Origin of the sequence: Hydrogenophaga intermedia (assembly GCF_000723405.1) — a bacterium.
In the GTDB taxonomy this organism is placed as follows: domain Bacteria; phylum Pseudomonadota; class Gammaproteobacteria; order Burkholderiales; family Burkholderiaceae_C; genus Hydrogenophaga; species Hydrogenophaga intermedia.
In genome coordinates this window covers 53,703-65,682 of sequence record NZ_CCAE010000026.1, presented here as the reverse complement: position 1 = coordinate 65,682, position 11,980 = coordinate 53,703, and the positions used below count along the sequence as shown (strand labels likewise).

The 11,980-nt window shown below is 67.9% G+C and carries 7 protein-coding genes and 2 pseudogenes; 4 read left to right on the top strand and 5 right to left on the bottom strand.

The genetic code is table 11. The features are described from left to right. Nucleotides 1-196: 196 nt before the first annotated feature. Nucleotides 197-1,756, top strand: a pseudogene (locus tag BN948_RS27495) (methyl-accepting chemotaxis protein); the annotation flags it as partial. Nucleotides 1,757-1,780: 24 nt separating this feature from the next. Here the strand turns inward: BN948_RS27495 and BN948_RS15335 are convergent. Beyond that, entirely contained in the window at nucleotides 1,781-2,485 is a 705-nt protein-coding gene (locus BN948_RS15335) for a 16S rRNA (uracil(1498)-N(3))-methyltransferase (protein WP_009520728.1), read from the bottom strand. Between the two features lie 118 nt (nucleotides 2,486-2,603). Then, complete coding sequence (locus BN948_RS15330) at nucleotides 2,604-3,695, bottom strand: aminoglycoside phosphotransferase family protein (RefSeq protein WP_009520727.1); 1,092 nt, start codon at nucleotides 3,693-3,695, stop codon at nucleotides 2,604-2,606. A gap of 122 nt (nucleotides 3,696-3,817) precedes the next feature. Between BN948_RS15330 and BN948_RS15325 the strand changes: the two genes are divergently transcribed. Genes BN948_RS15325 through rsmA form a run of 3 tightly spaced genes read left to right on the top strand, consistent with a single transcriptional unit; the run spans nucleotide 3,818 to nucleotide 8,332 of the window. Then, complete coding sequence (locus BN948_RS15325; RefSeq protein WP_009520726.1) at nucleotides 3,818-6,211, top strand: LPS-assembly protein LptD; 2,394 nt, start codon at nucleotides 3,818-3,820, stop codon at nucleotides 6,209-6,211. Continuing rightward, complete coding sequence (locus BN948_RS15320) at nucleotides 6,204-7,574, top strand: peptidylprolyl isomerase (protein ID WP_009520725.1); 1,371 nt, start codon at nucleotides 6,204-6,206, stop codon at nucleotides 7,572-7,574. The genes BN948_RS15325 and BN948_RS15320 overlap by 8 nt, the downstream gene beginning before the upstream one ends. After that, nucleotides 7,571-8,332: a 16S rRNA (adenine(1518)-N(6)/adenine(1519)-N(6))-dimethyltransferase RsmA gene (rsmA, locus tag BN948_RS15315; protein WP_009520724.1), complete on the top strand. Its 762-nt coding sequence runs from the start codon at nucleotides 7,571-7,573 to the stop codon at nucleotides 8,330-8,332. Before BN948_RS15320 ends, rsmA begins: the two co-directional genes overlap by 4 nt. Nucleotides 8,333-8,600: 268 nt before the next feature. On the opposite strand, the pseudogene BN948_RS15310 reads toward rsmA, so the two are convergent. From BN948_RS15310 to BN948_RS15300, 3 genes and pseudogenes are all read right to left on the bottom strand, one after another. Next, nucleotides 8,601-8,996, bottom strand: a pseudogene (locus BN948_RS15310) (barstar family protein); the annotation flags it as partial. Nucleotides 8,997-9,049: 53 nt separating this feature from the next. Further along, complete coding sequence (locus tag BN948_RS26205; protein ID WP_081921972.1) at nucleotides 9,050-9,472, bottom strand: guanyl-specific ribonuclease; 423 nt, start codon at nucleotides 9,470-9,472, stop codon at nucleotides 9,050-9,052. Nucleotides 9,473-9,651: 179 nt separating this feature from the next. Beyond that, nucleotides 9,652-11,979 carry an NADP-dependent malic enzyme gene (locus BN948_RS15300; protein WP_009520721.1) on the bottom strand — a complete coding sequence of 776 codons (2,328 nt, stop codon included), beginning with the start codon at nucleotides 11,977-11,979 and terminating at the stop codon, nucleotides 9,652-9,654. Between the last annotated feature and the right edge of the window lies 1 nt (nucleotide 11,980).

Below are 11,980 nucleotides of genomic sequence, written 5' to 3'. Positions count from 1 at the left end.
CCGAATGTACGGGAGCAATCTTCACCTTCGCGCTGTCACGAATTGAGAGGCTGGCATAGGGGGCGTTCATGTACGCGCGTTTATACAGGGCGGGCGTTCGGCCTCAGCGACCGCCGGTCCTCAAGGTACGGCAGGGCGGTCCGAAGAAGCAGGGGTGGCACCGAGGTGCCGGGTCTTCCCCTTCCCATACTCCGACATGAACTGGCTTTCCCATATTTCCGTGCGCGCCAAGCTGGCGCTGTTGCTGGCGTTGTGCGCGTTGGGCATCTTTGCCGTGGCCGTTTCGGCCTTCGTCAGCCTGGACCGTGCGGTGTCCTCAAGTCAGCAACTGGTGCAAACCGAAGTGACGGCCTTGCGCGCGCTGGGCGACGTGCGAGCCGATGTGGGCAACATGCGCCGCTTCGAAAAGGACCTGTTCCTCAACCTGGCCGACGAGGCCGCGCTGGAGCGCTATCACCAGGCCTGGCAGGCCCAGGTCGCGTCCGGGCTGCAGCGCCTGGCTCGGTTGCGCCCCAGGCTGCTGCCGGACGAGCAACTGGCCCTGGACCGCATGGCCACGGGGCTGGGCAAGTACCGCGACGCCGTGAACGGCATCCACACCGGCATAGCGCGCGGCGAGATCAACGACCCCTGGCGCGCCAATCAGGCCATGGAACCTGCCAAGGCAGACGTGCGCGCGGCCGACGAGGCCTTCAACGAGATCAGCGCCGCGGTGAGCGCCCGCGTGGACGGCATGGTGGAGGCCCTGGCCCGCCTGCAACGCCAGGCCGTGCGCGTGACGGTGACGGCCGCTCTGGTGGTGCTGGCCTTGGCGCTGGGTCTGGGGTATGTCATCAGCGGGCGCATTACGCGCCCTTTGGACGACGCGGCGCGCGCCATCGAGCGCGTGGCGGCAGGCGACCTGACGGCCCGGTTGCGCACGCAGGGCCGCGACGAGACGGCGCGCGTGATCACGGGCATCGCGCGCATGCAGGACGGCCTCGCGCGCATCGTAGGGGAGATCCGCCACGGCGTGGGCGGCATGCACGTGGCCAGCGCGGAGATCGCCAAGGGCAACCAGGACCTGAGCGCGCGCACGGAGCAGGCGGCGTCGAACCTGCAGGAAACGGCGGCCAGCATGGAACAACTCACCGGCACGGTGCGCCAGAGCGCGGACTCCGCGCGCCAGGCCAATCAGCTCGCGGCGACCGCCGCCGAGGTGGCCGCGCGCGGCGGCTCGGTGGTCTCGCAGGTGGTCACCACCATGGACGAGATCAATTCGAGCTCGCGCAAGATCAACGACATCATCGGCGTCATCGACGGCATCGCCTTTCAGACCAACATCCTGGCGCTCAACGCGGCGGTGGAGGCGGCGCGCGCGGGTGAACAGGGCCGCGGCTTCGCGGTGGTGGCGGGCGAGGTGCGCAACCTGGCGCAGCGCAGCGCCGAGGCGGCCAAAGAGATCAAGGGTCTGATCGGTGCCAGCGTGGAGCGGGTGGACGCGGGCTCGCGGCTGGTGGCCGACGCGGGGCAGACGATGAGCGAGATCGTGGGCTCGGTGCAGCGGGTGAGCGACATCATCGGGGAGATCACGGCGGCCTCGGGCGAGCAGAGCGAGGGCATCGGCCAGGTGAACGTGGCGGTGAGCCAGCTGGACCAGATGACGCAGCAGAACGCAGCGCTGGTGGAGCAGAGCGCGGCCGCCGCGCAGAGCCTGAAGGAACAGGCCGAGCGCCTGAGCGACGCGGTGGCGGTGTTCCGGTTGGCGCCGCAGGCCGCCTGAACGGCTGCCGCGCGGGGCTCAGGCGAGCGCCAGTGTCAGCGCCGCCAGGGCCGCGGTTTCGGCGCGCAGGACGCGGGCGCCGAGCTGCGTGGGGGCAAAGCCCGCCGTGCGGGCCTGCGCGTCTTCCGCGGCACTCAGGCCACCCTCGGGACCGATCAGCACCGTGAGCGGCGCATCGCCGCCGAGCGTCTGAGGCGCGGGCGCACCACCCTCGGCCAGCGAGAGCACGACGCGCGCGCCCTGCGCCTCGTGCAGGAAGGCGGCGAAGTCGCACACGGGCTCGATGGTGGGCACGCGGTTGCGGCCGCACTGCTCGCACGCGGCCTGCGCAATGGCCCGCCAGTGCGCCTGCTTCTTCGCCGCACGCTCGCCGGAGAGGCGCAGCACGCCGTGCTGCGTGTGCAGCGGCGCGATGCGCGCGACGCCAAGTTCCGTGGCCTTCTCCACCAGCCAGTCCATGCGCTCGTTCGCCGGCATGCCGATGGCCAGCGTCACCTCGCGCGCGGCTTCGCGATCGATGGCCTCGTGTGCCTCCACGCGCACCGCCACGTCGCTGCGGCCCATGCGCCGCACGCGTGCCGTCCACTGGCCGCCCTGGCCATTGAACAGCGTGATCTCGTCACCCGGTTGCAGGCGCAGCACCTGCACGTGGCGCGCGGCGCCGGGTGGCAGCGCGAGCTCGGCCCCGGGGGCCAGCGTGGCGTCGCAGAAAAAGCGTGGCATGTGAGCGGTTCGCCGTGGGTGAAGCGGTCTTACCCGGGGGCACCACGGAACCGGCTTTGCCGGGCCGTGGGTGCCGCCCCCTTCAGGGGGTCGCGCGAAGCGCGGCGGGGGTGCTTCTTCATGTTCTGCCGAAGGCCCAGCCGCTGGCCGACTGAAGGCCTTCCACTTCGTCGATCAGGCGCAGCAGCGGCGCCAGTTCGCGGTAGCGGTGCGCGGTGGCGCGGATGTAGGCGATGAAACGCGGCGCGTCGGCCAGGTACTTGGGCTTGCCGTCGCGCAGCGTCAAGCGCGCGAAGATGCCCGCGACCTTGAGGTGGCGCTGCAGGCCCATCCATTCCACCGCGCGGTAGAAGGCGCCGAAGTCACTGTGCCAGTCCTCGAAGTCCATCAGGCCCAGCTTTCGAGCCTGTTCCCAGTAACGCACGGTGACATCGATGACGAAGTCTTCTTCCCAACTGAGGAAGGCGTCGCGCATGAGGCTGGCGATGTCGTAGGCGATGGGGCCGTGCAGCGCGTCCTGGAAATCGAGCACGCCGAGCTGCGTGGCGGGGGTGTCGCCGCGCTCGCGCAGCACCATCAGGTTGCGTGGCATGAAGTCGCGGTGCACGTACACCGTGGGCATGGCCAGCACGCGCTGCACGATCAGGTCGAAGGTTTTCTGCAAGACCTGTTGCTGGCTGTCGTCCAGCACCAGGCCCTTGTGCTGCGCAAGGTACCAGTCCGGAAAGAGCTGCAGCTCGCGGCGCAGCACGGCCTCGTCGTAGGGTGGCAGCACGCCGGGACGGCTGGCCTGCTGCCACGGCAGCAGCGCGGCCAGGGCGTCGCGGTACAGGCCGGCGTTGGCCTGTGGCTGCGCGGGGTCGATGACGTCGAGCAGGGTCTGCGTGCCCAGGTCGTCGAGCAGCAGGAAGCCCAGCGCCTCGTGCCAGTCCAGCACCTGCGGCACGCGCAGCCCGGCCGTGCGCATCAGGCCCGCGATGCGCACGAAAGGCTCGCTGTTCTCCTTGTCGGGAGGTGCATCCATCACGATCGCGCTGCCGCCGTCCTCGCTGTCCAGCCGCAGATAGCGGCGAAAGCTCGCGTCGGCCGAGGCCGGGCGCAGGCTGGACGGGATCAGGCGGTGCTGGCGCGCCAGCGGCGCGAGCCAGGAGTGGAAGGCCGCCTCGCGCTGCGGGTCGGCCCACGCGACGGCGGTCGGCGACGGGGTCATGGCTGAGGGGAATGGGGTGGGCGGTGCGCCGGGTGCGCGGCAGGCCCCGTGGAATAATCCGGCGGATTCTACAAACGCCTTCAACGCCAGTGTGCGCGGCCCGAACGCCGCCGGGCCCGATCTTGAAACGCCGCACCGACCCGACTCGCTCTCCCGCCCGGTTCGCCATCGCACCGGTGGCCGCGGCGGTGCTGGGCGTCTGCTTCACCCATTCCGCGCAAGCCCAGGCTCAGGACAGCGGCCTCGCGCTGCGCCCCAGTCTGCGCTTGCAGGAGCAACTGCCCGCCGAGGTGCGCAGCCAGACGCCCAGCTTCGTCTCTGGCCAGCGCATCGAAGGCCACACGGGCCAGACCACCACCGTCGAGGGCGAGGCCGAACTGCGCCGCCACGACACCGTCATCCGCGCCGACCGGCTCAGCTTCGACGAGCGCACGCGCGAGGCCCATGCCGAGGGCAATGTGCTCATCAACCGCAGCGGTGACCGCTTCACGGGGCCAGCGCTGCGGCTCAACGTCGACACTTTCAAGGGTTACTTCGAGCAGCCCGAGTTTGAACTGCTCAGCAACAACGGGCGCGGCGACGCCACGCGCATGGACTTCCACGACGAAGACCATTCCACCGCCCACCAGGCCCGCTACAGCACCTGCCCGCGCAATCCGGGCGCCGACTGGATGCCCGCCTGGCTGGTGCGCGCCAACCGCATCGAGTTCGACAATGTGGAAGAGGTGGGCGAGGCCTACGGGGGCGTGCTCGAATTCAAGGGCGTTCCCATCCTCGGCGCGCCTTACTTCACCTTTCCGCTGAGCGACAAGCGCAAGTCGGGCCTGCTGCCGCCGTCGATTGGCCTGGATAGCGTGAGCGGCCTCGAGCTCACGTTGCCCTACTACTTCAACCTGGCGCCCAATTACGACCTCACCGTCTACCCCACGCTCATGTCCAAGCGCGGGATCGACATGGGCGCCGAGTTCCGCTACCTGCAGCCCGACTACACCGGCCGCCTGCGCGGATCCTTCATGCCCTCCGACCGCCTGCGCGGCGAGGACCGCTGGGGCTACACGCTGCAGCACAGCCAGTCGCTTACCGACGCTCTCAACCGCCTGGGCGGACGCGGCGGCGCAGGGCTGGCGCTCAACCTCAACCGCGTGAGCGACGACGACTACTGGCGCGACTTCCCACGCGCCAGCGCCACGCTCACCCAGCGCCTGTTGCCCAGCGACGCGGTCGCGACCTGGAGCCAGGGCAACTGGTATGCGTCGGCCGGGGCCTACACCTGGCAGACGCTGCAAGACATCGACGCGCCGATCACGCCGCCCTACGACCGTGTGCCTTCGCTGGGCCTGACCTACAGCCGCGGCGACCTGGGCTGGGCCGACAAGACCGGTTCGCTCGCGTTGACGATGTACGGTGAGTACACGCGCTTCGAGTCCAACCCCCTGCTCACCGGCCAGAGCAACGGCGAGCGCGCGATGGCCGTGGCGACGCTCAGCCGCCGCTTCCAGACCCCGGGCTGGTTCATCGAACCACGCGCGCGCCTGCACACCACGCAATACAGCTTCGACCAGCCGCTGGCCAACGGCCTGCGCAGCGCCTCGCGCGCCGTGCCGTCCCTGAGCCTGGACAGCGGGCTGGTCTTCGAGCGCGACACCAGCTACTTCGGCCGAGCCTTCCTGCAGACCCTGGAGCCGCGTGCCTTCTTCACCTGGACGCCTTACCGCGACCAGAGCCTCCTGCCCAACTACGACTCGGGTGCGACCGACTTCAACCTCGCGACGATCTACTCCGAGAACGTCTTCACTGGCAACGACCGCATCTCCGACACGCGCGGCGTCACGCTGGGCGTGAGTTCGCGCCTGCTCGACCCCGAGACCGGCGCCGAGATCGTGCGCCTGGGCATCGCGCAGCGCTACCTGCTGAAAGACCAGAACGTCACCCTACCCGGCGGCGAGCCGGTGCAGGAGCGCTTCAGCGACGTGCTGCTGGCCGCGCGCGTGCAGTGGACGCCGCGCTGGCTGTTTGACACCACCTTCCAGTACAACCCCACCACCAACGAATCGGTGCGTACCACGGTGATGGCGCGCTACACGCCCCGGCCCTACCACGTGCTCAGCGCGGCCTGGCGCCTGCAGCGCGGCGCCTCCGAACAATTCGACATCGGCTGGCAATGGCCGCTCAGTGGCATCTTCGGCCCCAGCCCCGATGCCGTGCCAGGCCACGCGCTCGGTCCAGGCCAGTGGTACGGTGTGGGGCGCATCAACTACAGCGTGCCCGACCGCAAGGTCGTCGATCTGGTAGCGGGCTTTGAGTACGATGCCGGTTGCTGGATCGGGCGCGTGGTGCTCGAGCGCCTGCAGCGCAGCGCTGCGTCAGCGAATCAGCGCATCCTGTTCCAGCTCGAATTCTCAGGCTTTACGCGCATCGGTTCCAACCCGCTGCAGACCCTCAGGGACAACGTGCCGCGCTACCAGTACCTGCGCGAAGAGATCAACCCGCCGAGCCGGTTCCAACGTTATGACTGACCGATCCTTTCTGACCGCCATTGCCCTGGGCCTTGCCCTGCTCTGGCCCGCCGCACTGCCGGCGCAGACGCTGCGCACGCCCGGTGGCCTGACCCTGCCCTCGGCCACCGCGCCCGCAGCGGACAACCGCACGGCCGACTACATCGTCGCACTGGTCAATTCCGAGCCTGTCACCAATCACGAAGTACGCCAACGCCTGCGTCAGGTCGAGCAGAACATCGCGCAGCGCAATATCACCAATGCGCCGCCGCGCGCGGTGCTGATGAGACAGGTGCTGGAACAGCTCATCAATGAGCGCGCACAACTGCATCTGGCCCGCGAATCGGGCGTGCGCGTGAGTGATGCCGAGATCGACCAGGCCGAGCAGAACATCGCGGCCCAGAACAGCCTCAGTCAGGAGGAGTTTCGCCGCCGGCTGCGCTCCGAGGGTTACGACCTCAACCGTTTCCGCGACGAACTGCGCCAGCAACTGCTGCTGCAGCGCCTGCGTGAGCGCGAGGTCGATTCGCGTGTGCGCGTGACCGACGCCGACATCGACGAGTTCCAGCGCGAGCAGCGTGGCGCCAGTGGTGCCGAAAACCTCGAACTCAACCTCAGCCACGTGCTGGTGTTGGTGCCGGAGAACGCCAGCGAGGCGGTGGTGGCCGAGCGCCAAGCGCGTGCGCAACGCGTGGCCGATCGCGCGCGCGCGGGTGAGGACTTCGCCGTGCTGGCCCGCGAGTTCTCCGATGCGGCCGAGCGCGCCAACGGCGGCGAATTCGGCTGGCGCGCGGCCTCTCGTCTGCCCGATCTGTTCGTGACGTCCACGCGCAACCTGCCGGCCGGCGCCATCGCGGGCCCGCTGCGCAGTCCCGCGGGCTTTCACGTGCTCAAGGTGAACGACAAGCGTCAGGCCGGCATGCCCTCGATGAGTGTGACGCAGACGCGCGCCAGTCATATTCTGCTGCGGCCCAGCGCGCAGCTCACGCCGGAGGCCGCCATTGCGCGCCTGAGCGACTTCCGCCAGCGCATCACGGCCGGTACCGCCAGCTTCGAAGCATTGGCGCGCGAAAACAGCCAGGACGGCTCGGCCGCCAACGGTGGCAGCCTGGGTTGGGCCCTGCCTGGTCAGTTCGTGCCCGAGTTCGAAGACACGATGAGTCGCCTGCGCCCGGGCGAGGTGTCCGAGCCCATCGTCTCGCGCTTCGGCGTGCACCTCATTCGCGTCGACGAACGACGCAACGTGCAGCTCGACGAGAAGCAGCAGCGCGAGCGCCTGCGCATGGTCGTGCGTGAGCAGAAGCTGCGGGAGGCCACGGAGCTTTGGGCGCGCGATGTGCGTTCACGCGCCTACGTCGAGATGCGCGAAGACCCCCAGCCGTGAAGCACATCGCGCGCAAGCGCTTCGGGCAGCACTTCCTCACCGACCCAGGCGTCATCGATGCCATCGTGCGTGCGATCGACCCGCGCGCGGCTCAGCCCATGGTCGAGATCGGCCCGGGTCTCGCCGCACTCACGCAGCCGCTGGTCGAGCGGCTTGGCCGGCTGACAGTGATCGAACTCGATCGCGATCTCGCGGCCCGGCTGCGGGCGCATGGGCAACTCGACGTGGTCGAGTCCGATGTGCTCAAGGTCGATTTCACGGCCTTGCGGGCAACGGCCTCAGGTCCGTTGCGGGTCGTGGGCAACCTGCCCTACAACATCTCCTCGCCCATCCTCTTCCACCTGCTCGACCACGTCGCTGTGGTGCAGGACCAGCATTTCATGCTGCAGAAGGAGGTGATCGACCGCATGGTCGCCGCGCCCGCTACGGCCGACTATGGGCGCCTGTCGGTGATGCTGCAGTGGCGCTACGCCATGGAGAACGTGCTCTTCGTGCCGCCCGAGGCCTTTGATCCGCCGCCGCGGGTTGACAGCGCTGTGGTGCGCATGGTGCCGCTGCCGCAACCGCCGGTCATTGACGTGAAGCACCTGAGCGAGCTCGTGCAGGTGGCCTTCAGTCAGCGCCGCAAGCTGCTGCGGCACACGCTGGGCAAGTGGCTCGAACAACGAAACGCAGCCGGCAACTTCGACCTGCAACGACGCGCAGAACAGGTGCCGGTCAGCGAATACGTCAGCCTGGCGCAATCCACGCAGGCATGAAAAAGCCCCGACAAGTGTCGGGGCTCATCCAGTGGTGCCACGGATTCGGCTTTGCCGGTCCGTCGGCACCGCCCCCTTGAGGGGGTGACGCGCCGTCAGGCGCGGCGCGGGGGTGGGCTCGTCAAGCCGCCGCCAGCCAGTAGCCAGCGTTGAATGGGCTGCTCATGCGCAGCGCCTGCGGGCTCACGTCGAGGATCTTGTCCGTTGGCATGGGCTCCTCGTTCTGCACCTCGATCGGCTCTTCGCCCTTGGGGCTGCGCGCCACCGAGAACGAGTAGAAGCAGCGGAACGGGATCTTGCGGTCGCTCCAGTAGTCAGCCGCGTCGCGGAAGATGTCGAGCAACTGCTCGCGCGCTTCCTTGTCGAACTTGCTGTGCGCCGGGATGTGTTCGAGCACGACGATGAAGCCGGTCTGCGGGCCGGACTTGTGAACCATGTCGGTCATGCAGTCGTACAGCGCGTCGAAGTTCTTGCCGAAGTGCGCGGGCAGCGTGTACTGGGCAGCGATCAGTTCCAGCACGTCCTGCTTGCTCTGCGCCTTGGCCAGGTTGGCGTAGAGGAAGTGGTGGCCGAGATGATCGGCCGCAGCTTGCAGGTCCTTCACGCCGTAGGCGCGAATGGACTGGACGATGTTGGGTCGCACATTACGAAGTGGCGTGTCCATCTCCGCGTCTCTTTCACAGTCAAAGGTTGAAATACCGATCGCTCTTCGGAAGATCACTGCACGATTCGTTTGAAGCTCGAGTAGTGGTCTTCCGTGTAGTAACAAGCATCAGGCGCCACAGGCCGTGTACCGCCACACACAATACGCCGCGCTCCCCGGTGATTCAAACCTGGGGTGGGTACGGTGTATTCCCGGTAATACCCCCGCTCTTCCCTGGGCAGCAGGCCTTCGCGGTTGAAGAAGACAGTGCCGTCTTTCTCGTAGCGAAAAGGCCCGCCCCGATGGATCTGGCCCAGAACCTGCTTGCCCTGCGTTGGCAGGGCCGATACCGACACGGATGCGGCGAGGACAACGGGTTCGGGGCCGCGAGCTTGCACCAAAAAAGTGCTTGCGCTGGCGACCACAGTGGCCGCGACAGCCGCAACAAAGCCGGCTTTGCCCTTGCCCCAGTGCTGGCGAATCCGCCGCAGATCCATGAGGTTGGCTTGCTCCTGATGCGGGTGAACCCGGACCCCTTGGCCTGGGGTTAACCCTGAAACTCAAGCGCGAGAGTGTGCCCTAACCGGCCTTAAAACGCAAGCGATTGCTTAAAAAACAGGCAGCCAACGGGGCGAAAGCGGGCAAAAAAAGTTAGTACCCGCTTTGACTGGATACCCTAGCGGGCAACATTGGCGTCCGCCACCGTCAGGGCTGTCATGTTCACGATGCGGCGCACGGTGGCGCTGGGGGTGAGGATGTGCACGGGCTGGGCGGCGCCAAGCAACACCGGGCCGATGGCAATGTTGCCGCCCGCGGCCGTCTTGAGCAGGTTGTAGGCGATGTTGGCGGCGTCGATGTTGGGCAGGACCAGCAGGTTGGCCACGCCCTTGAGGGTGGAATTGGGCATGAGCGCGGCCCGGGCCACAGGGTCCAGTGCCACGTCACCGTGCATCTCGCCATCCACCTCCAGCCAGGGCGCCTGATCGCGCAGCAGGTCCAGGGTGCGGCGCATCTTCACCGCCGAGGGTTCATTGGACGAGCCGAAGCTGGAGTGCGACAGCAGGGCCGCCTTGGGCTGGATGCCGAAGCGCAGCATCTCCTCGGCCGCCATCACGGTGATCTCGCAGAGCTCCTCGGGCGAGGGGTCGTGGTTCACGTGCGTATCGACCAGGAAGACCTGGCGGCCGGGCAGCATGAGTCCGTTCATGCAGGCATAGACGCGCACGTCCTGCGCGGTGCTGGGGCTGCCGCCGGCGCGCTTGCCGATGACCTGATCGATGTAGTGCAGGTGTCCCTGGGTGGTGCCCCAGGTGCCGCAGATGAGGCCATCGACCTCGCCCTTGTGCAACAGCATGGTGCCGATGAGCGTGAGGCGGCGGCGCATCTCGATCTTGGCGAGCTGCTGCGTGACGCCCTTGCGCTCGGTCATGCGGTGGTAGGTCTGCCAGAAGTCGCGGTAGCGGTGGTCCTGCTCGACGTTGACGATGTCGTAGTCGAGGCCTTCCTTCAGGCGCAGGCCGAATTTCTCGATGCGCTGGGCGATGATGGCCGGGCGGCCGATCAGCGTCGGCCGGGCGAGGCCTTCGTCCACCACGATCTGGCAGGCGCGCAGCACGCGCTCTTCCTCGCCCTCGGCGTAGGCCACGCGCTTGCGCTCGGCCAGCTTGGCGGCCGAGAAGATCGGCCGCATGACGGTGCCGGACGCGAAAACGAAGCCCTGCAGCTTCTCTCGGTAGGCGGCCATGTCCTCGATGGGCCGCAGCGCCACGCCGCTGTCGGCCGCGGCCTGCGCCACAGCTGGGGCGATCTTCATCATCAGCCGCGGATCGAAGGGCTTGGGGATGAGGTACTCGGGGCCGAAGGCCAGCTTCTCACCCGCGTAGGCGGCGGCGACGACCTCGCTCTGCTCGGCCTGAGCCAGCTCGGCGATGGCGTGCACCGAGGCGATCTCCATTTCGTCGGTGATGGTGGTGGCGCCCGAGTCGAGCGCGCCGCGGAAGATGTACGGGAAGCACAGGACGTTGTTGACCTGGTTCGGGTAGTCCGTGCGGCCGGTGGCCATGATCGCGTCGTCGCGCACGGCCTGCACGTCTTCCGGCAGGATCTCCGGGTTGGGGTTGGCCAGCGCCAGGATGAGCGGCTTGGCCGCCATGGACTTGACCATCTCCGGCTTGAGCACGCCGCCGGCCGACAGGCCCAGGAAGATGTCCGCGCCCGCGATGACGTCGGCCAGGGTGCGCGCGCTGGTCTTTTGTGCGAACTGGATCTTGTCCTCGTCCATCAGTTCGGTGCGGCCTTCGTAGACCACGCCAGCCAGATCGGTCACCCAGATGTTCTCGCGCGGCACACCCAGCTTGACCAGCAGGCCCAGGCAGGCGAGGGCGGCGGCGCCTGCGCCGGAGGTCACCAGCTTGACCTTCTTGAGGTCCTTGCCGACCACCTTCAGGCCGTTGAGGATGGCCGCGCCGACCACGATGGCGGTGCCGTGCTGGTCGTCGTGGAAGACCGGGATCTTCATGCGCTCGCGCAGCTTGCGCTCGACGTAGAAGCAGTCTGGTGCCTTGATGTCTTCCAGGTTGATGCCACCGAAGGTGGGCTCCAGCGCGGCGATGACCTCCACCAGCTTGTCGGGGTCTTTCTCGTTGATCTCGATGTCGAACACGTCGATGCCCGAGAACTTCTTGAACAGCACGCCCTTGCCTTCCATCACCGGCTTGGCGGCCAGCGGGCCGATGTCGCCCAGGCCCAGCACGGCCGTGCCGTTGGTGATGACGGCCACCAGATTGCCGCGCGCGGTGTACTTGAAGGCGTTGACCGGATCGGCCACGATCTCCTCGCAGGGCGCCGCTACACCGGGGGAGTACGCCAGGGCCAGATCGCGCTGGTTCGACAGCGGCTTGGTGGCGGCGATGGCCACTTTGCCGGGCAGAGGCTGCTCGTGGTACTGCAGCGCGGCGCGGCGCAGTTCGGCGCGTTTGTCCTCAGGGGTACTGGATGCGGTCATG